The organism is Bradyrhizobium sp. SOJA106 (assembly GCF_059448745.1).
On the sequence record NZ_CM182549.1, the window covers coordinates 6224476 to 6243056 of the forward strand.

18 protein-coding genes and 1 pseudogene are annotated in these 18581 nt (G+C 59.8%); 9 read left to right on the forward strand and 10 right to left on the reverse strand.

Features of this window, described 5'->3' with window-relative positions:
- Positions 1–82: 82 nt before the first annotated feature.
- Both AC5V87_RS29340 and AC5V87_RS29345 read left to right on the forward strand, forming a co-directional pair.
- A complete protein-coding gene (locus tag AC5V87_RS29340) occupies positions 83–244 on the forward strand; it encodes a hypothetical protein (RefSeq protein ID WP_456836940.1) in 162 nt (53 codons plus the stop codon).
- A complete protein-coding gene (locus tag AC5V87_RS29345; RefSeq protein WP_456836939.1) occupies positions 241–465 on the forward strand; it encodes a hypothetical protein in 225 nt (74 codons plus the stop codon). Before AC5V87_RS29340 ends, AC5V87_RS29345 begins: the two co-directional genes overlap by 4 nt.
- Positions 466–825: 360 nt before the next feature.
- On the opposite strand, the gene AC5V87_RS29350 is transcribed toward AC5V87_RS29345, so the two are convergent.
- Together AC5V87_RS29350 and AC5V87_RS29355 are read right to left on the reverse strand one after the other, a co-directional pair.
- Positions 826–1500, reverse strand: coding sequence for a recombinase family protein (locus AC5V87_RS29350; RefSeq protein WP_495368540.1), 675 nt, complete (start codon positions 1498–1500; stop codon positions 826–828).
- Positions 1497–1616, reverse strand: a complete 120-nt coding sequence (locus AC5V87_RS29355) for a recombinase family protein (RefSeq protein ID WP_495368541.1) — start codon at positions 1614–1616, stop codon at positions 1497–1499. The genes AC5V87_RS29350 and AC5V87_RS29355 overlap by 4 nt, the downstream gene beginning before the upstream one ends.
- A gap of 255 nt (positions 1617–1871) precedes the next feature.
- On the opposite strand from AC5V87_RS29355, the gene AC5V87_RS29360 reads away from it, so the two are divergent.
- Positions 1872–2099 (forward strand): hypothetical protein, encoded by a 228-nt coding sequence (locus tag AC5V87_RS29360; RefSeq protein WP_456836936.1) that lies wholly within the window; start codon positions 1872–1874, stop codon positions 2097–2099.
- A 320-nt stretch (positions 2100–2419) separates the two neighbouring features.
- Here AC5V87_RS29360 and AC5V87_RS29365 read toward each other — a convergent pair whose 3' ends face one another.
- On the reverse strand, positions 2420–2818 hold the full coding sequence (locus AC5V87_RS29365) for a hypothetical protein (protein ID WP_456836935.1): 399 nt from the start codon (positions 2816–2818) through the stop codon (positions 2420–2422).
- Positions 2819–2962: 144 nt separating this feature from the next.
- Here AC5V87_RS29365 and AC5V87_RS29370 point away from each other — a divergent pair, with 144 nt between their 5' ends.
- The gene (locus AC5V87_RS29370) at positions 2963–3145 is read left to right on the forward strand and encodes a hypothetical protein (RefSeq protein WP_456836934.1); all 183 of its coding nucleotides are present in this window, start codon (positions 2963–2965) and stop codon (positions 3143–3145) included.
- 92 nt (positions 3146–3237) lie between these two features.
- Here AC5V87_RS29370 and AC5V87_RS29375 read toward each other — a convergent pair whose 3' ends face one another.
- Complete coding sequence (locus AC5V87_RS29375) at positions 3238–3966, reverse strand: sulfite exporter TauE/SafE family protein (RefSeq protein WP_456836933.1); 729 nt, start codon at positions 3964–3966, stop codon at positions 3238–3240.
- Positions 3967–4039: 73 nt separating this feature from the next.
- Positions 4040–4228: a hypothetical protein gene (locus AC5V87_RS29380; protein ID WP_456836932.1), complete on the reverse strand. Its 189-nt coding sequence runs from the start codon at positions 4226–4228 to the stop codon at positions 4040–4042.
- Between the two features lie 478 nt (positions 4229–4706).
- On the opposite strand from AC5V87_RS29380, the gene AC5V87_RS29385 reads away from it, so the two are divergent.
- Positions 4707–7760: an AAA family ATPase gene (locus tag AC5V87_RS29385; protein ID WP_456836931.1), complete on the forward strand. Its 3054-nt coding sequence runs from the start codon at positions 4707–4709 to the stop codon at positions 7758–7760.
- A gap of 1230 nt (positions 7761–8990) precedes the next feature.
- Positions 8991–9182, forward strand: a complete 192-nt coding sequence (locus AC5V87_RS29390) for a GNAT family N-acetyltransferase (RefSeq protein ID WP_495368542.1) — start codon at positions 8991–8993, stop codon at positions 9180–9182.
- 490 nt (positions 9183–9672) lie between these two features.
- On the opposite strand, the gene AC5V87_RS29395 is transcribed toward AC5V87_RS29390, so the two are convergent.
- The 3 genes and pseudogenes from AC5V87_RS29395 to AC5V87_RS29405 all read right to left on the reverse strand — a co-directional run.
- Complete coding sequence (locus tag AC5V87_RS29395) at positions 9673–9948, reverse strand: hypothetical protein (RefSeq protein ID WP_495368543.1); 276 nt, start codon at positions 9946–9948, stop codon at positions 9673–9675.
- Between the two features lie 1426 nt (positions 9949–11374).
- Complete coding sequence (locus AC5V87_RS29400) at positions 11375–13300, reverse strand: APC family permease (protein ID WP_495368544.1); 1926 nt, start codon at positions 13298–13300, stop codon at positions 11375–11377.
- An 823-nt stretch (positions 13301–14123) separates the two neighbouring features.
- Positions 14124–14227 (reverse strand): annotated as a pseudogene (locus tag AC5V87_RS29405) (succinate dehydrogenase iron-sulfur subunit); the annotation flags it as partial.
- Between the two features lie 254 nt (positions 14228–14481).
- Here AC5V87_RS29405 and AC5V87_RS29410 point away from each other — a divergent pair.
- The 3 genes from AC5V87_RS29410 to AC5V87_RS29420 all read left to right on the forward strand — a co-directional run bounded on the left by AC5V87_RS29410 (position 14482) and on the right by AC5V87_RS29420 (position 16467).
- Positions 14482–14751 (forward strand): DUF3551 domain-containing protein, encoded by a 270-nt coding sequence (locus tag AC5V87_RS29410; RefSeq protein ID WP_456836928.1) that lies wholly within the window; start codon positions 14482–14484, stop codon positions 14749–14751.
- A 453-nt stretch (positions 14752–15204) separates the two neighbouring features.
- Positions 15205–15402: a hypothetical protein gene (locus AC5V87_RS29415; RefSeq protein WP_495368545.1), complete on the forward strand. Its 198-nt coding sequence runs from the start codon at positions 15205–15207 to the stop codon at positions 15400–15402.
- A 900-nt stretch (positions 15403–16302) separates the two neighbouring features.
- On the forward strand, positions 16303–16467 hold the full coding sequence (locus AC5V87_RS29420) for a hypothetical protein (protein WP_456836926.1): 165 nt from the start codon (positions 16303–16305) through the stop codon (positions 16465–16467).
- Between the two features lie 86 nt (positions 16468–16553).
- On the opposite strand, the gene AC5V87_RS29425 is transcribed toward AC5V87_RS29420, so the two are convergent.
- Positions 16554–16817: a hypothetical protein gene (locus AC5V87_RS29425; RefSeq protein WP_495368546.1), complete on the reverse strand. Its 264-nt coding sequence runs from the start codon at positions 16815–16817 to the stop codon at positions 16554–16556.
- A gap of 519 nt (positions 16818–17336) precedes the next feature.
- Positions 17337–17711, reverse strand: a complete 375-nt coding sequence (locus AC5V87_RS29430) for a hypothetical protein (protein WP_456836924.1) — start codon at positions 17709–17711, stop codon at positions 17337–17339.
- Positions 17712–18581: the final 870 nt, after the last annotated feature.

Sequence of the window (18581 nt, forward strand, 5' to 3'; positions counted from 1 at the left end):
ATGCGGGACCGTAAACGAAGCTTGCGGCCAGGAACTGAGACTATAAAGGGGAACAACACTGTGGCCTCCAAATTAAGCTCCCATGGGAGCTGTAAAGGACATCCGCAAGCAGGCTGAGGTGGCCGAAAAGGCAGCCGCACGCGCTGCTGATGCCTTTGTGGCAAATCAGATGAAGACTTTGGCCGAGGCATTCCGAGCCCAGGCAGATACGATGAAAAAGAACAAAAAGAAGAAGAAGAAATGAGCTTCACCGTCAAAGGCATGTGCAAGCACGGCGGGCTGGCGCACCGGAGGAAGACCGCCGAAGCGGCCCTCACGAAAGCCAAGGAGCTTGCTAAGATAGGCTGCTACGACGTTCATATCATCACCCCGGAAGGCCGGGACTACGCCTCGTCCGAGTTCGGAGACCTTCCACGATCGCCCGTCACGTGGCGACCCATTCAGAAAACCAACCGCCACCCGTGAGCTGGGCCTCGACAGTATTCGGGTCGACGCCAGGCAACGGTCGCGTGCGTCGATGGACTCTTCCTGCAACGTCCGCCGGATGCTTGGTGCACTCCCACTTGTCGGCTGAGCGAACGGCTCCCGCGAGCGGCAGCTCAACGAGCTGCGAGCGAACACGTCGACCGGCCATGCGCGGCCGAATCGCCACGGAGCGCCAGCTCAAGGAAGAGCCAGATGTCTAAAAGTGACCGTATGTCGCCGTCGTTCGTGGCCGCCGCTGCGCGGCGCAACACGGGGCTTGCCGTTTTCGCCGCTCAATAATTCGTTAAGCGGCGTCAAAGATATTCCGCGGCACAATCTGCTTAAGTACGTCAACCCCTCCTATCCACTTGGCCTTGGCGTTGATGACACGGCGCCCTCGCAAGTAGTTCGATGTCCGGCAGTAGACCGTGTTGCCGGTGTAATTCTCGTTGCGAAGATACGACCAATCATCTGAACATTCCACGGAACGCCGCGATGGTTGACAACGCCTCTCACGTTCAGCTCGCGGGCGATGGCGGTTTTCGTTCCCGGCGACGAGCTTTCGAATATCCATCGCAGGATCGCGGTTTCATCGGGTGGCACGGCCCGCAGCAAGACCCTGTCAGTCTGCAACCCCTTTTGCTGGTCATATTCGAGAGATCCCCTTGCGTCGGTCAGCTCTCTGCGTAGCGCGAAACCGGGCCGACCGCCCACCCAATAGCCAAGCCCGGCGATCCTGCTCTGCCCCGCAAAAATTTTTGCCGACTGATTCCGGCTGTCCTCCGCTGCCATCAGGCGCTTCATGTTTTTCCAGAGGCCCGATATCGGGCTTCCGTCGTTCTCGAACACCTCGGCGCAATAGAGCACCTTCACACCACCCAGCTTGCAGATGAATTCGTAATATGCGTTCTCGTCTGTGTCCTGAAATCGACCCCAGCGACTGACGTCCCGCACCAACACAGTCCCGAAATCGGCGGCACCCGATTGAACGTCATGGATTAAACCGATCAGCCCCCGTCGGTTGTTGATCCTCATCCGCTGATGCCCTCGTCGATATATGTGCGCACGATCGTGAGCCGATGCTCGGCTGCGTAGCCGGCGATGACAGCCATCTGGCTTGCGATCGAATATTGCTGCCGATCCGTCGACATGCGGACGTACTGCGCAGCCCGGAGCACGCGCTCCCCGACGCCGGGGCAGCCTGCCACGCTGGACAGTGAGCCCTCTGCCGATGGAACGCTCCCGACCTGTGCAGCTGTCAGCCTAATCCAACCCGCCTGAAAACCAAGAGGCGTGAAGCTGCTCATCCCCGCCGAATCTCTCCTCGCCTACAATAGGAACGTCTTCGTTCCGGAGGCTTATCCGGGAATGGACGAGTCGGAGCTGGTTAAGCTGGAGGCGCGGCCATGAAGCACCACGCCATGACCAAATCGTTCGGTAATGGCGCCGGCCACGTTCGGCGCCAGCACAACAGCGCCGTGCTGCTGTTCAGCTGGCGCGGCAAGCCCGACGGATCGGCCCACTACGTCGAGCGCGTCAATCGCTATGCTCGCAATGGAGTGGAGTATCCCAGCCTTGCCGCCCTGCTCCGCGCCGTGGAGGCCGAGCACGCTCACCCCTCAGCCACCTCTTGAGTCTGTACATCGACGCCAACCGCGCACTGGAGCAGGCGATCACGGCGCTCAATGCCGCAGCCGCATGGCCGCGGCAGCGATTCGGTGCCGGCCTCAAGCTTGCGCCGCGCGCCGCTGGCTCAAGCTGCACGAAAGCGGCACCTATGTGAGGCTACTGACGACGGAGAAGATCTGCTGACAAGATGATTGCGCGGTCAGCGGCTCTTGGGTGCGCCGCCGTTGGTCGTCGCAAAGTCGACGCTGCGGATTTCTGGCGAGCTGGACGCCGGCAGTCCGTAATCCTCCGCGCGCTTGGCGGCCAGTTTCCGATACGAGCCGGCCTATTGCAGTAGTTGCGCTCTCAATGCGGGCTCCGGTTCACTTGCGGCCAGTTCTTCAAACTTGACCGCTCTCTCCAAATATTCGGTCAATCGCTTCACGATACATCTCGCTCTCGTTTGATCGCACCAAGCGCGACCGAGGGGGCGGAGCACAGCCAACCAGTCGCTGATCTTCAAGGCCAATTCGGCTTGCCTGATCCGCTTCATCAAAAGCTCACGGACGTTCCCGGTAACGGCCAGTCCGTCTACCCCGACCTTCCACTCAATCGCACGCCGTACCGTGCGAACTCCTCGACGACGTCCGGCCTTGCGACTTGCACGTGCTGCCAACTCGGCGTCAATCTTGTCAATCTCGGCCTGATTGCCCGCAATGAAGGCAGCAAGCTCGTCGCGAGACATTTCAGAAAGCGATTTATGCTGCGAAGAGGTCTCCTTGCGTGACGAAGCTGGAAGCCGGGGTGACGACGGGAGCTGCGGGCCCGCGCCCTGATCACCACGTGTTCCCGCCGGAACAAGCGCATAGGCGGCCGCGTTCGCAACATCATGCTGACCTCCTGTGACTTCTGCGAGCGCGAAATTCCGTCGGGCGCGACGGTCTGCCCCTATTGCGGTCACGTGCAGAAGACCGGCACGGAATGGAGCAGCCAACACCGCTCGGTGCTGCTGGCGATCGTGCTTTCGGTCGGCGTGATGATCGCCTGGTCGACGCTGCGCGGGCCGCACTAACCCGGCGTGCGATCGCATCTGGCGGTGGCCATGCAGCATGGTCCCGCATCCCTTTATGGCGGGGTGGAGAAGCCCGGTATCTCGTGACCGCTCTACAACACCAGCAACAGTCCCGAAACCAGCAAGATGCTGAGAATAATTCGCCGGAACAGCGCGTCATCGACGCAGCGAAAAATGAGAATCCCGAGCGCTGTTCCGGCGAGGAGTGCGGGGATGCTGACTGCGAAGTCGATCAGGACCTTTGTCGACAGATCTCCTCGGATCAGCATGAGAACAAGTGCGAATATCTGCATGGCGGCGATGAAGGGTTGAACCATTCCGCGCTGCTCGGTTTTTGGCACCCCGTGGATGTCACACCATATGGTCGGTATTGCACCCGGCATTGCCGTCAACCCGCCGACAAACCCTCCGCCGAAGCCGATCAATGCATTACGCGCCGCATTCATCTGCAAGCGATGAGAAAGCACCGGCCTGAACAGCGTGTAGGCCGCATAGCAGGCAACGACAAAACCAAAGCTCTCCCTGAAGATCCGCGCGTCCGCAGCTTGCAGCAGCCACACGGCGATCGGAACGCCAAGCAATCCGCCGACGACCAGTCCCGAACTCTGTTTCCAGCGGATGCTTTTTCTTAGGGCCCAAAGACCGACGGCTTGCACGGTGATGCTGCAGGCCATCATCAGCGGCACCGCCTCCAGCGGTGGGAGGACGTGAAGGAGAATCGCGCCGGCCACAGCCGAGAAGGCAAAGCCCACAAGGCCCGAGACTAAAGCGCCGCAGAACGCAGCGACACTGAGCAGGCAGAACGACGCAACGTCGCCCATGAGCTAACCCTTTTGGCCGGTCGCATCCTGGAATGACGACTTGGAATGATCACTTGGAATGATGATTTGGCGATTAGTCCCCGGACGACAGTCCGGGCAGCTCGGGCACTGTCCCGGCATCGGTCTGGCGGGCCGGCGTCGACATGGTGGCTGCAAGGATGTGCAGAACGAGAAAGCAGATGGCGATCGTTGCCAGCAGCGCCGTCTCGCTCGGTGCCGGAATCCGAAAGTTGCGCTCGGTCGAGTGTTCACTGAGCGACATTGTCGTGTCCTCCAACATCTGGCGGAGAGGCAAACTGGACCAGCTGACGATACTGTCGAAGCGTGCGCTCTGCCTGTAGCCGTCGCGAATGGTGGAGCGCCTGAAGGAGTCGCCTCGACCAGCCATCTTGTCGAGAAGACCTCGAGGAGGCGGCAAAAGGGCTCGCTGAAAATAACGCATCGCTTCGGGTCGAAGCTCTGCCGTTGAATAGGGGTCCGGAGGATGCCGCGATCGACTGGAATATCCTGTGGAGCAGCAGCCCGTAGAACACACGCGTGAGACGCCGAGCCTTTTCTTCCAAGCGCATGACACGAACACCTTCCTGAATACGGCCGGAAGTATCGAGCGGGCGGCCACGCCACGCTTTAACGCGGGCTTAATTTGTTCTTATCGTTTTCTCGATTTTGAACGCCGCGCTTGATTTCGGGCCGGTGTACCGGTTGAATATCCGCCTCGCGCGCACCCCGAAGGCATTGTTTTGCTGTATCTATTTGACGATTTCGTCCTCGACACCGATCAGCGGGAGTTGCGCCGTGACGGACATCCGGTGCCGTTGCAGCCCCAGGTTTTCGACCTCCTCGAATATCTGATCCGCAACCGCGCCCGGGTGGTGACCAAGGACGATTTGATCAGCGCAATTTGGGGCGGACGCATCGTCTCGGAGTCTGCGCTCACCACCCGCATCAACGCAGTCCGTACGGGAATAGGCGATTCCGGCGAGGCGCAACGGCTGATCAAGACCTTACCGCGCAAAGGCGTCCGCTTCATTGGTACGGTGAGGGAAGCACAAAGGGAGGTCGAGAACGCGGTCGTACCTCTGAGGACTGAAACCTCCACCCTGGTGGTCGGCCGGACAGCCGCCTTCGCGATGATCGACCAGGTGACGCGCCACGTCTTGTCCGGCAAACGGCAGATGGTTTTTGTCACGGGAGAAGCCGGGATTGGCAAGACGGCCTTCATAGCCAGAGCGGTCGAGCAGTTGACGGAACAGGGCTTCGATCAGCTCTATGGGCGCTGCACTGAACGATTCGGGACGGACGAAGTCTTTCTTCCGCTGATCGATGCACTGGTGAACCGTTGTCGCGCAAACAGTCCGGAATTGATTTCGGCAATTCGCGTGCACGCCCTTACCTGGATACTGCAATTGCCGGGCGTCATCGACGCAACGGAACGCGCGACTTTCCAGGATGCAGTGTTCGGCGCGACGCGCGAGCGGATGCTGCGCGAATTTTGCGATCTTCTTGAAGCGCTGAGCACCGACCGCCCCTGGGTCCTTGTTCTCGAAGATCTGCATTGGAGCGACTTCGCGACGCTCGACTTGCTGTCCCGCTTCGCGCGCGGGAACGGTAGCGCGCGCGTGCTGGTCCTCTGCTCCTACCGCCCGGCCGACAGTTTCGCCGGCGGGCATCCCATCCCCCGCCTGCACCGGGATCTCGAGATTCACGGATACTGCAGCGAATTGCGCCTCGATCGATTGTCGCGTTCGGAGGTCGAGCATTACTTGGCATTGCGCTTCGGTGACGAGGAACTTGCCTCCAGCCTGTCAAAGCCCGTATTCGAGCGAACGCTGGGGCATCCCCTATTTGTTGCCTCGCTGCTCAAACACTTAATCGACCAGCAGTCGATCGTCGAAATGGACGACGGATGGCGCCTGTCCTCGCAGGCGGCATTTACTCAAGATCGCGTTCCGGACAGCCTCCTGAACATGATCGGCCACGAGCTCGATCGCCTCACCGATAACGAGCGGCGTCTCCTCGATGTCGCCAGCGTTGCCGGCGAGGAGTTTTCCGCGGCCCTCATTGCCACCGGCCTGTCCGAAGATGCGCTCGACGTTGAAAGGAACATCGAAGCAACGATCCGGAAGCATCAAATCCTCGTTCGTTCGGGTGTTTCCGAGTGGCCCGACGGAACATATTCGGGCTCCTACACCTTCCGTCACATTCTCTATCAGAACGTCATTTACCAATCTCTGCCCCCCGGGCCCCGCGCGCAAACGCACAAGCGCCTGGGCAAGAGGCTCGAGGAGGCTTATGCCGGCCGCACCGGCGATATAGCTCCCGCGCTCGCACTTCACTTCGAGCAGGGACGCGACTTTCCGAGCGCGTTGCGCTACCTCCGGGAGGCGGCAAAGAGCTCGACCAAGCGCCTTGGCCACGCAGAGGCCGCGAGCTATCTCAGCCGCGCGCTTGGCATACTCGATCGTTTCGATGCCGCCGACAAATTCTCTATCCGCATCGCGCTTCTGCGCGAGCGCAGCTGGGCTCTTCGCTCGTGCGGAGACCTCGCAGGCTCCATTCGTGATCTCCGCGACATGATCGCGTGCGCCGAACAAGCGAGCGACATCAAGCAGCAGCTCAACGGCCTCACGGCCGTAAGTAGCCTCTGCTTACGGGTGGATCGCCGCGCCTGCCTTGACGCTGCTGAAGATGTCCTGTCGCGAAGCCAGGCGCTCGCGGACGACACCTTCAAAGCCCTCGTTCAGGGCAGCAGCGCGAGCGTCAACCTGTTCCTCAACGGCTGGCGCAAACAGAATGCCGCCCTCTGCGACAGGGCGATCGAGCTGAGCGCGAACGCCACCAATTATGGCATCTTGATCAGGCGTAATGGAATATCCGGTATCGTTGACTGTTGGAGGTCACGGTACCAGGAGTGCCGCCGCGCCGCCACGGAAGGAAAACGGTTGGCGCGGTTGGCTGGCGACGTTTACACTTTCGTTCTGTTCAGCGTTCTTGAATCAATCGCGCTCATCCATCTGGGCGAATGGCGCGAATTGCGACGTGAGATCACGGCCGGCCTCGAACTGGCCGTCAGAAACGCGAACGGCCCCAGCAGCGCCTTGTGCCGGCTGACGCTTGCTTGGTTGCACGTCGAAGCGATGGACTTTGACGGAGCTCGGGAGCTCTGCGAGAGCGTTGACGACAGTCTGCTGGTCGGTGATCAGTCGACATACTTCCACAAACGGGCGGTCCTCGCGAAAGCCTATGTCGGCCTGAACGATTCGGCGGGAGCTCGCAGGCAATTTGACGATATTGAGCGCCGCCGGCATGAAGAAGGCATCGACATCGAATTTACCGCCGCGACGCAGGTGTATCATTGCCTCGGCGAATATTACTTGCAGGTTGAGGACTTTACGCAGGCTCAGAGCTGTGCACGGCAGCTCCACGACTATGTGGCTACCGCTCCAGATCTTAATCACCTGGCCCAGGCCCACGCACTGCTCGCACGTACTGCGCTTGCCCTCGGCGATTCAGCGGATGCTCAGTTGCACCTGTCCCGCGCACTCGAGATCGTCGACAGTGCCGACTTCCCGATTGCTTCCTGGCGGGTGTACCGCACGGCCGCCGAGATCTTTGCCAGGTGCGGAGACGTCGACAAGGCGGCGACACATCGCATGCGATTTGCCGAAACCATCCGAAGGCTCGCGCAAAATTTCGAACCCGAGGATCGGCTGCACAAGAGCTTGTTCGCTATGCTAGCAACGCGAACGGCGCACCTCGAAACGATGACCTCGCTGCCTTCACGGCCCGCTTAGCCGACTGGCTCGCCGAACGCGTTTGAGAATGACGTACTCAAGGTCGGCCAGCGGGTTGTGCGTGGCATTGGAAGTACCGCTAAATCGAACGTCGGCTCCGCATCCAAGGTGCACCATCCGCGACTGATGTCTCCCACGCCTGTGGCTCAATAGTTGCAGCCGGCCGCTCATAACGGTCTCGGTATCGGTTCGAATCCGGTGGCGCCCACCACCAGCTGGTGGTGGTGGTGGTGGTGTGCGGACACTTTGAGAACGACTCGGTTTCCGCTTTTAGAACGACTCGATTTCGCTTTGAGAACGACTCGATCCCAGATCATCCTGAAAGTATAGCGCGACAATCTGGGTGGGAAGCACTGTCACCCTGATTGCCGCGCGGCACTGAAAGAACTTGCGAATTTCGTCTCGGTTTTTTCCCCGGTTCTGGAGCTCGAAAAAAGCGAGGGTGGTCTATTCAGCCTTTTCCCGCGGCTTGCACATCCCGGCTCGCACTCAAAGACCTCCTGAGGAACAAGGCACCGCCGTGCGCGCCACCCTGCTGGGCTTGGTGTCGTGTCGCCTTGGGGTGGCTTTGGTTAGCGATGCAACACGTTGGCAATACCCGAAGGAAATAGTCCTACGTCAAGTCGCCGACTTGAACTTCTCGCTGATGTCTTATCTTGGAAGAAAAGCAATCCGTCGCCCTTGCTCCGCGAGTTTGTCGCTCAGGGCCGGACAGACGGCCAAACGGCTGATACCACCCTTTGAGGTGTGTAGGCGCCTGCTTAGTGCCGGGTGATCCAAAAGCACCTAGCATCTTTCAGGATCCGCCACGTAGATGGAGACCAGCAATTGACCAATTAGGGAAGCAGCGAAAAGGTCGGGTACTATGCACGTGCATTGTTGATAGGCTTTCACATGCGCCGCAATAAAACAAGGCAGGTCGTCACTGTTGCGCTGCAGCCCGTAGGAGTTGATGATGAGGTCGTTGTCGATCGTCTCTTGGAGGGGCTGAAAGATTATTCAATGAAAGTTGGATGCTGTACCTAAAATGATAGGCGGAGCTCATCACTTTCTCACCGCCACTTCCAGCGGATACGGCCGAGAGTCGAAATATACTTTCGTGGTTCGGCTGAAAGCTGAAGATGTGGGCCTTGTCGACGTGATCCGCGGTTATCCCGAAGCGTCGACATCATTCATTTGGCTCCTCCCATCATAGAGACGCATCAACGCCGAGACATCGGACGGGCTGCGTTGCGAGCCCTCGAACGGTTCGCTCGCAACCGCCTTGGTGCCTCTAAACTGAGGCTGGCAATCGTTGCGACCAATCCGGTTATGGGTTTCTGGCGTACCATGGGATTTCACGAAACGGGTGAGGTGCGTCCGTACAACGGCGAGCGCATATCCAGCACCGTGCACCTGATGGAGAAGCGAATCGGGCTCTGAAATGAGTTCCGCATCTGGCTTTGCTGCAACGGCTGCTAGTGCATGTGAGGAAACTCCCGACCGATCGCAGCCCCAAGCTGGGCCAGGTCGCTCGGTAAAATTTCGCTATGTACCAGTTGACAAAGCGCACCTGCGCCGTCCGCTTGCCCTCGACGCGCGGGTTTTGCAAATCACTGCCAACGACGATTTGCCAGGGAGCTTCAATGAACCGACTAGCTATCTGGAAGAAGCGGTGAGCAATTCCTTGCGTTCCATTTGCCAAACAGCCAAACACTCGCGCAAGGCCAGCGATTCCAGACAGGCCACCGTCATTCCTTGGCCATAGGCCTGGAGGCGATCGGCCCGCCGTCACGCGTTTTGAGCTTTTCTTCGTCAGTCTAAATGGGGAAATCGTCCGCCCTTAGCGGTCCTTGGTCATCTGTTGATCCCCACGATGCATTTGCCATCTCCGGAAAAAGCCGGCCGGCGAACCTGCGCCGACGGGCTGTTCTTACTTCTTAGTGTCACGCCCCTTCGACTTGGTGTCGTTCATCGTCGCCGAGGGGTTCGCGGACGTTGGGCTGCTCGAGGCGCCCTGGCCGGTGGTAGCCGCCGGAGAATCGCCGCCACCTCCGCCGGAGCCGGAACCTCCGCCCGCCCCACCTCCCGCACCCGCTCCGCCGCCAGCGCCACCACCCGCACCGCCTCCGCCTGCGCCTTGAGCGGACGCTGCCGCGATCGAGCCGAAGACCAGTGCCGCAGCCAAGGCAATCTTTGCAATCTTCATTGTTGCAGTCTCCTGTTGAACTTCGCTTGAAACTCGGTCTCCAGGTGAACGTTCCTCGCTCGATGAAGCCGGATCATCGCCCATGGCTATGGCCTAAGCGCCAATGTTATGAGGAAATGAGCGCCCATAGCAGAAAGATGCGCCATCGCTGTCGTGGCCATGAGGCTATTTGCCCCACCGTCGAGAGTGGGCCGGGCGCGGCCAAGAGTAGCGCGATGTCCGCAATCAGATCGGTCGGCCGATCTTAAAGCGGACGATGAATACGGCGCATTTCGGAGCGGTGTCCATTCGACCCGGTAGAAAGTCGCCCAGATTCCGGGATTGAGATGATGCTGCAAAAGGACCAGCACATTCGCAATCAAACCGGCAACGACTTCTCTCGATGCTTCAATCCTGACCCGTTGGACACCCAGACGTAAGGCTCGCTTGCTGACGCAAGGCAGAGGCTAGCCTCCAACGTGTTGAGCAACAACGGGCGGCGTTGAAGATTTTCCTGCTCGTTTGGCCCCTCACACGGGCTGGCTTAAATGCCTGCCGGGAGGCCCCGGGGCTGACCGGCGCCGTCTCCGTTTGAGCCGGTGTTCGAACTTAATCTGCGCTATTTGTCATTTCGTCCGTACGAAGAAAAATCTCAGCCCGACTGCGAGCGCGTGCGTCGAGTAGCGTGCGTGGCAGCCCCGGCTCGTCTCCTACCAGCCCCGGAGATGGGCTTGGGGTCCGTTCCGAGGCTCGGCGGGTCCAAGAAGCAGCGATTTCGCTCTGCCACACGGCTCTTCTATTTTGAATCGCCGCAATGATCGCTAATACGCTCTCGAAGCTAAACGTTGCCGGACATCAGCTCGGCTCGGCTCTTGACCTTTTCATCAAGGATCGCGATCCCGTTGCCGTTTGATGTCTCGCCTGCTGATCGATGCAACCGGTGCGGAGTTTCCCAGCCGCCAGACCAGCTGGGTAACTGATCGCGACAGGGCCGCTTGGCTGGGGCGCGCTGCCGACGGGACGAGCTGGTGAATCCGACCATAGGAACGATGGTCCAAGGCGAGACCTGGCTCTGCATGCGTTTCCGACGCATGAGGCTCTCCAACGGATAGCCCGAGCGGCCCCAGCCCTGGGCCAACGTCCAGGCCTGGGGTCGTTTCATTGCATAAACAGGTCCGCCAAGATCAGCCGCCTCTTGTTGCGCCTAGGCATCTGCGAACGGTCCAGGCTTTTGGGAGCGTTGGCTCGTACGTCCGCAAGCTCGTTCGAGCAGGCTTGGGCCGACTTTCAAGCCGACCGAGGTCAATCCTGGTCGCCGCAGACGTACTGGGTCGCACCAGTTGGACGCCCCCTGAACAACGCGTCTACGGCAGCGTCTTTCGGGCCGCCGCCACTTCTGCTTGTTAGGCCGCGAGCATCAGGCGCATCTCGTTGCGGCCGTGACGCATTACTCCGGGTGATCATGCTTCGCTGCATGCTTCATGCGAAGCGGCACATTGATCACCGTCAGCTCTTCATCCCCGAGTCGGAGCAGTCGTGAGCGCAGACGGGCCGCCCGATGCGTATGCAGAAGGTGCTGGTACCATCGATCCTTCACCACGTCTGGTATCAAGACTGCAATGCGCTTGCCCGGATGTTGGGTTTTGGTCTCGTTGATCAACTTGACCATGGGGATCTGCAGGTTTCGATACTGGGATTGCAGTATGACGAGTCGGGGCCGCGACATCCCCGCTCGGCTCAAAGGCTCTTCCAGTTGAGTCCGCCAGCGCTCCTCCAGTCTCCGCCGCTCTTCTTCCTGATCCGGTCCAGACAGCTTCAGAAGATGGATCGCTGTTACGTCCGGCGAGATGCTCATGGCGAACATGAGGGCGTTTTCGCTGAGCTTGGTCCAGCTCTCGAACGCGACCATGGCGATCGGTGCGCTCAACTTGCTTAGCTCAATGGGCGCTGCAGCACGAAGCTCGTCGAAAAGCTTATCGTAATAGCTTCGTATACCCTTGAGCAGAACGATGACGATCGGAAGCACCAGAATTGTAATCCAGGCCCCCTCCAGAAATTTAGCAGCCACGATGACGATCAAAGCTAGGCTGGTCGTGAGCGCGCCCGCCATGTTCAGGGCAAGATGGGCCTTGTTTTCGCTGTTTGAATGTCCGGCCGCTACGGTCCTGCGCCAGTGCCAAACCATTCCGACTTGGGAGATCGTGAACGTCAGGAAAGCGCCGATGGCGAAGAGCGGGATCAACCTGTCCGTAATCCCTCCGAATGCAATCAACAGAATTCCGGACGTCACGGCCAGGTAGAGGATCCCGACATCGAAGACCAGACGGCGGCCTGCGATGGCGAATGATTTCGGCAGAAAACCGTCTTCAGCGACAACCCGGCACAGGCGAGGGAAATCCACGAAGCTGGTGTTGGCCGAAAAGGCCAGCACGCAGAGCAGCGACCCGATCGTCGTGTAATAGAGAACGCCTTCCCCCACGACCGCGGCTGAGATCTGGGACAGGACGCTGCGATATCCATCATGTTCCTGAGACATCGCACCGATCCCGTAGGTGCGGGCGAGAAACGCGATCCCAAGCAGCAGCACACCCAGAATAACGACGACAGCAGTCAAGGTTCGATGCCCGTATTTCACCGCAGGCTCTCGAAAGGCCGTCATGCCGTTAGAGACGGCTTCGACGCCAGTCATGGCGGTGCAGCCGCTGGCGAATGCACGCAAGAGCAACCACAGCGTCGCCGCCTCGGTGGCCTCCCCCATTGCTGGCGGCGGCACGAGCGCTTGTGGATGACCGCCGGATGCGAATCCGCGATAGACACCTAGAATAAGAACGAAGCCGAAGCTCACAACGAAGAGGTAGGTTGGGAGCGCGAACACGCGGCCGGCATCCAAGGTGCCGCGCAGGTTGACCAAGGTGACTATGGCGAGGATCGACAAACAAAGAGGAAGGATGTACGGATGCAGCGCTGGCGCGGCGGATACCAAGGCGCCCACGCCCGCGGCAATCCCAACCGAGACGTTAAGGACATAATCCACCATCAGCGCAGCGGCGGCCAGGAGACTGGCGTTCGTACCGAGATTGTCTCTCGCGACGATGTACGCGCCCCCGTTACTGGGATAGGCGCGGATGGTCTGCCAGTATGACGCAAAAAGAATGGCCAAAAGGGCCACTATCGGCAACATGACCCAGCCAAGGTAGGATGTCGCACCTGCTCCCAGTGGAATCAGGATCGAGAGCGCGGCTTCGGGTCCGTATGCGGACGAGCCGAGCCCGTCCAGTCCCATCGCTGGCAGCCCTTCGAACGCCCCGATTTTCCGCTCGTTGAACTCGCGATTGGCTAACCGTCTGCCGAGAATAAAGTCGAGTACGCTCACAGAAGTATCCAGAAGTAAGAGACGAATCGACGGTCTCTCAAAAACGGCTGTCTTTGTTCTTTCGCCAGCCCCGCCACATCGTCCTCCGGATCAGCTTCCTTCGATCGAAGCCCCCTACCCTGCTCGCCCGGTCGCAGGGATGTGGGGTCGCTCCTGGGCGGATGGTCTGCGAACCAATCTGATGCAGCGGTGAACGTTCCTCGTGTTGGCGAGGCTTGCGGACGGGGCCCAGGTGGCGGCCGCTTCGGAGCAGGGAGCTATCGCGATGGCTAGCTGATGAGCCCAGGCCCGCTTCTTGTACGCGCCCTGGCCTGCCACGGCTGGCTGCCGCTATGACGCGAGGACGTTCGCGCAAGGACTTAACGGGCAGCAAATCATTTCCGCCGTCGACGCCGGGTACGCCTGCGGTTGGCGAGCGCCTCGAAGGCAAGGTGCCAGCCAGCTACCAGACGCTGCTGCAGGACCTCATCAGTTCCTCCGCCAGGAACGATCCTAATAGAGTCGCTTTATTCGGGGACATCTCGGACCAGCCGTTTTCCGATACCCGGAGATGAACGAAGGACCAGTCTATGCGCATCCTTCTCATCGGGGGTACGGGACTGATCGGGCTGGCATTCCAGGCCAGGTTGTCGGCCGAAGGGCATGGATGCGTACTGGTGTCGCGTCATCCGGCAGTGGCATCCGATACGCACCACATTGCCCTCGATGTTGCCCGGACCACCGACGCTTCGAAACGCGGCGAATTGTTTTTTCCCATCAGGCGCCTCCAATGAGGTGATAAGCACAGGCCGTTGCCGTGGTTCCTCTTGCTGGAGCCCAGTGATCAGAACTTCCGCTCGACCATCTTGAGCCGCAGGGCTGAAATCGCTTCTCCGGGATTGAGCCCTTTCGGCACGCCCTCGCACAATTGAGAATGGTGTGGCATGAAAGATCGTCGAGCATCGCGAACACGCGCCAGGAGCTCCCTATTCGGTTTCTGGTCCTTTGGGACCGGCCCTCCGACAGGCCGGTTCGCGGGCGAGACATTCGCCCAGCTCATGCGCTTTATTGCCGCTATCCCTGCCTAGGAAGTGCAGATGTGACATTCGAAACGAGCGTGCGGGATTTGCGCCTGAGATCGAAACGGTGTCACCTCTTCCGCGAGGACAGCTAACGTCCTGGCCTGATTGAGGAGTGTTCCGATGCGCCTTCCAGTCCTTGCGATTCTCGTGAGCGGCGCAGTCTCCACCGCCACATCCGCGCAAGCGCAGACCTACGATCCCGCCTACCCGATCTGCCTCCAAATCTATACGGGCGGCTTCATGGATTACTATTTCGAGTGCGCCTACACCAATATGGCCCAGTGTCAGGCCTCCGCATCGGGCCGCGCGGCATCCTGCGTGGTCAATCCGTACTATGCCGGAAAAGGCGGAAAGCCCGCAGTGCGTCACAAGCGAACGCATCGTCAGTGACGACGCAATGCCGTCAGATCCCGGTGCGCGCCGCCTGCCGCCATGTGACGCAGATCCAAATCATTCGCTGTGACGGATTTGCCCAAGATCGTGACGCGGGTCGATGACGATGCCGCGCTCGATGCGCGATGACGCGACGCGCGCCAGCGTGGGCGGAGCACGATCGCGCTCCAAAGAGAACGGAGCTGGACCGTCGAAAGTGCCCCCCTCCGCGCGGCCGAGTCCCCAAAAGGATCGCTCCCTTTGCGGGGTACGCGCGACCGCGCCGTGGGAGGATTTTTGCAGTTTTTGATGTCGCGCTTTCGTTTTGTACCAACTCGCACAGAACTTCGGCGCGGAGTGGCTTACGCAAGCCGTGATCTTCAGGGTTGGAACGCGGAGACCGACATAAGGTTTACTTTTTGCGTATCATCGCGCTGCGCTAACGGACGCGCGCTGCATTGGAGGCGCCGCATGAAAGTCATCGTTGATGAAACTGGCGAGGTCATCGCCATAGCAACGGATGATCATATTCTGCTCGGAGGCCACCATCGCCTGGCGGTGGCAGGAAGCATGGCCAAAAAATTATTCTGGCGAGATACCGGTGAACCTGTGAAGCTTGATCTCTTCTTCAAGCACCATCCGCATGGAAATTCCCGCCGTTCAGCCTGAGCCGTTCGCCTAGTACCCTTTGAGTGGGTGAAGAACGCGAAGCATCCGGCATATCGGCGCTTGCAGGTTCAGTTCTGAACCCGCATCCGGTTTGGCGGCCTATGGGAACCGCCAAAAGGCCACTAGACGCCTCAGATGCTTCCGGACTGGCCGGGATGCAGACGCGTCCCCGCCGTTAGAAGCGATTGAGGGCTCGCCGCCGTCCAACTCGGCAAGCCGCTCGACCAAGCCTTCCAGTCGCAACGGTAGCGGCTCTGCATCTTCCGCGAGGGCGCCACGAAGCCGCTCGCCAATCTCCTTGCGGATCGCTCGGCATTGCTCTGGGTCTGTGGAATGGTCAGAGGCGAAGTGGGTTGCAGGGACCTCGACCATGGCGGCCACCCTTGGCTTCGTGGGCTTCGTTGCCCGGCACTTCCGCGCTGCTGCGCTCACAACGCGCATCGGACTTGCTCAGGTCCTGCAAGACCAAATTTGTTGTCATAGGTAAATCCGCGTGGGCGTTGCGAGGCACAATCCCCGTCCGCACAATTCGGTAAAACAGACTGATCTTTCTTCTAGGAACCTACTCGGTTCGGTCCTATTGTTATTCGCCTCACCGGCCGAGGCACCGCCCGTAGGCGTCGGTGGTTGAGAGACCGATTGCGCTCCCGCCTGCACAATGAGGGGGATCGGATGCTGGCACACAGCGATATCAGCACTATCAGAGCTGGCTCTTCCGAGATCATGGAAATCTGCGCGCGTACGCGTGAGACAGTGGCAAACTCTCGGGAAATACTAAAGACGCCAGCGCCCGACACCTTCCTTCGCCAGCATGTACGCGATGCTTTCGCTGCCTGAGCGAGACGAGGATGACATGGCGGCCGTTGCCATCTTGCTCATTGCGAGTCGAGGAGCAGTGACATGGCTATTTACCGGCTACTACAAAACTCTGGCATGAGGCCGGAAGAGATTAGCTCGATCACCGCAGCTTACGAGCAAGCGCTGCATGCGCTCTGCGTGAAGGATCGCGACGACCCGCTAACGGAAATGATCGCCAAGAAGATCACCGCAAACCGATGTCGGTGACCCCGCAGAGATATCGGCTCTGGCGATCAAAGAACTATAGAAATGCGGTAAGCCGATCGCCCCCGCGAGTAAGCCCTGCCGAAGAATCAGCGCGATTTTCGCTTGCGACGTGTTTGTTTGCGGCCGAGCCGTTTGGCGTTGGCTGCCACCTTTCTTCGATACTGCGCAACAATCTTGTCACCGGATGCTCCAGCGATGAGGCTTTTACCGGCCTGCGCCGCCGAAAAGATTTTCTCGCTCACCATCAGTTGGGCTTCACGTTGAGCGGCTTTGCCGCCGCGCATCAGCTTCGCCATGCGCAGGCCGATCACGCGGTTGCTTTCCAGCCCGAGCATCATCCAGTTCCACATGCGGCGATATCCCTAGCAAGCAATAGCCTCGGATCACATGAACAACCCCGGTGTGCGCGGGTCCAATCAAAGACGCGTGGCTTATCACGACGGCAATCGCCGCGGATCATTCTGGCGGTAACGCGCGCCCCCAGGAGCTAAGGGTTCCTTCACGTTGATCTAGGGAACACCCGAACTGGCAATAGCTCGGCCCTTTCGCGCTGAATATCAGACCGCTGCTGCTGGGAGCCAAACGGAGATGTCCGATGGGTGCGGCAGGTTTGCGCTTCGCGCAACTGAGACGATCGTCCCGTGTTCGAGCGGCCCTTGTCAGCCTGTTGGAAGAGCGGCCGTTTATCTGCCCTGCGGCAATGGCAGTTGTGGGCGCGAAGGCGCTTCATACCTGCGCTCACTCGCCGACGGCAAGCCGCTGAAATGCAAACTTCGCGGATTTGGCCGCGCCCCGTCTCGCCAACTGCCTCATGTTAGGCAGTTCGTTTCCGATCCTTCGCCGCCTCCAGCTCCCCCGTGGCGCGGTTATCATTTGTCCTTCCTGAATGTCCTGTCGGTCTCAAACATGAAAAGACCGTCGTTGCGGTCCTCATCGTAGAACCCGATGCGGTAGTATTCACGGTGATCGTGCTGCATCTTCTCACCGCCGCAGACGAACGTCGCGCGATACTCGACATCGCCCCGCGTCGGTCGCTGCGGCGACAGCCCAATGAGGCGGCACCCAAGCTCGCCCGCCTCATGCTGGAAGCCGCGCGCCGTGACGTGGATGCCGTCCTCGTCCTTCGTGCAGTGCTTCAGCCGGTGCCGCTCGCCGCACCATCGACCGTGAAACATCGAGGGCATTTCGACGGCACTGGCATCGGTCGCCACGAGCAGCAGTCCGCTCATAAGCATGATTTTCAATGAGCCTTTTTCCACGGCCTCTCCGTTCTTGTCCAGCTCCGTTCAGCTCGGCAGCGTGAACTTGGCAGCCAGACCGGCGATCACCGCCGCGATAAAGACCAGTCTCGATCCGGCTCATACGCCATCAGCGCCATCAGCCAATGTACCAACTCGATAGGAAACAAAATCCAAAATGCAAAATGACAAATATACACAAACGTCGCCGTCGCGCGTCCCTCGCGAGGGGGGCGTCGCTCGAAGGACCCGATGGCGCGCGCTCCGTCAGGTAACGCCTCTGTAGCTTATCAAGTACGCCCGTCGCTGGCCGGCATCAGCGATCTCAGGCTGCGTACTTATCCCGACTTTCCGAGTAGTCCGGCTCGCTGCTGTGACACTTGTTCGGCGTCCTCTCCGTGCCGCTGGAGAGCGTGGCCATGGCCGACAAGCGCGGTAGCATCACATCTATTACGCAGAGAAGTGCGGCTCCGAAGCAAACGAGCGCGCACGCGAGGTAGCGAACAAGGCGCCCAGGTGCTCAGGGACAATCCGCCGCCGGACAACTTCTTACGCCGCAAACGCATGAGCCGTTCCCGATGGACCTAGCAGGAGGGTGGCCAGTCGTGCCACCCCATACGTCGATTGCCATATCGCCAGACTGCCCTAGCCGGATGCATGTTGGGAGCTGGGCAGCTTGATGCTGGGGGCTGGGCCAGCATCATGCCCTTCGAACAGCTTTCTCTGCCCCAACTTTGCCCGCCAGCGAGTTGGGGCCGCTTTTTGGGACGAGGCGGTGCGACGTGCTTGGAATTAGTTCCAAGTTCCAATGCAAGCCGCTCGCACCGCCCCCATACATCGGATGCCATATCGCGAGAACGCCCGAGCCCGGTGCAC

Coding starts and splice junctions, on each gene's coding strand:
- AC5V87_RS29340 (WP_456836940.1), top strand. CDS start 83: ATGGGAGCTGTAAAGGACATCCGCAAGCAGGCTGAGGTGGCCGAAAAG.
- AC5V87_RS29345 (WP_456836939.1), top strand. CDS start 241: ATGAGCTTCACCGTCAAAGGCATGTGCAAGCACGGCGGGCTGGCGCAC.
- AC5V87_RS29350 (WP_495368540.1), bottom strand. CDS start 1,500: ATGAGGATCAACAACCGACGGGGGCTGATCGGTTTAATCCATGACGTT.
- AC5V87_RS29355 (WP_495368541.1), bottom strand. CDS start 1,616: ATGTCGACGGATCGGCAGCAATATTCGATCGCAAGCCAGATGGCTGTC.
- AC5V87_RS29360 (WP_456836936.1), top strand. CDS start 1,872: ATGAAGCACCACGCCATGACCAAATCGTTCGGTAATGGCGCCGGCCAC.
- AC5V87_RS29365 (WP_456836935.1), bottom strand. CDS start 2,818: ATGTCTCGCGACGAGCTTGCTGCCTTCATTGCGGGCAATCAGGCCGAG.
- AC5V87_RS29370 (WP_456836934.1), top strand. CDS start 2,963: ATGCTGACCTCCTGTGACTTCTGCGAGCGCGAAATTCCGTCGGGCGCG.
- AC5V87_RS29375 (WP_456836933.1), bottom strand. CDS start 3,966: ATGGGCGACGTTGCGTCGTTCTGCCTGCTCAGTGTCGCTGCGTTCTGC.
- AC5V87_RS29380 (WP_456836932.1), bottom strand. CDS start 4,228: ATGTCGCTCAGTGAACACTCGACCGAGCGCAACTTTCGGATTCCGGCA.
- AC5V87_RS29395 (WP_495368543.1), bottom strand. CDS start 9,948: ATGAAGATTGCAAAGATTGCCTTGGCTGCGGCACTGGTCTTCGGCTCG.
- AC5V87_RS29410 (WP_456836928.1), top strand. CDS start 14,482: ATGCGCCTTCCAGTCCTTGCGATTCTCGTGAGCGGCGCAGTCTCCACC.
- AC5V87_RS29415 (WP_495368545.1), top strand. CDS start 15,205: ATGAAAGTCATCGTTGATGAAACTGGCGAGGTCATCGCCATAGCAACG.
- AC5V87_RS29420 (WP_456836926.1), top strand. CDS start 16,303: ATGGCTATTTACCGGCTACTACAAAACTCTGGCATGAGGCCGGAAGAG.
- AC5V87_RS29425 (WP_495368546.1), bottom strand. CDS start 16,817: ATGTGGAACTGGATGATGCTCGGGCTGGAAAGCAACCGCGTGATCGGC.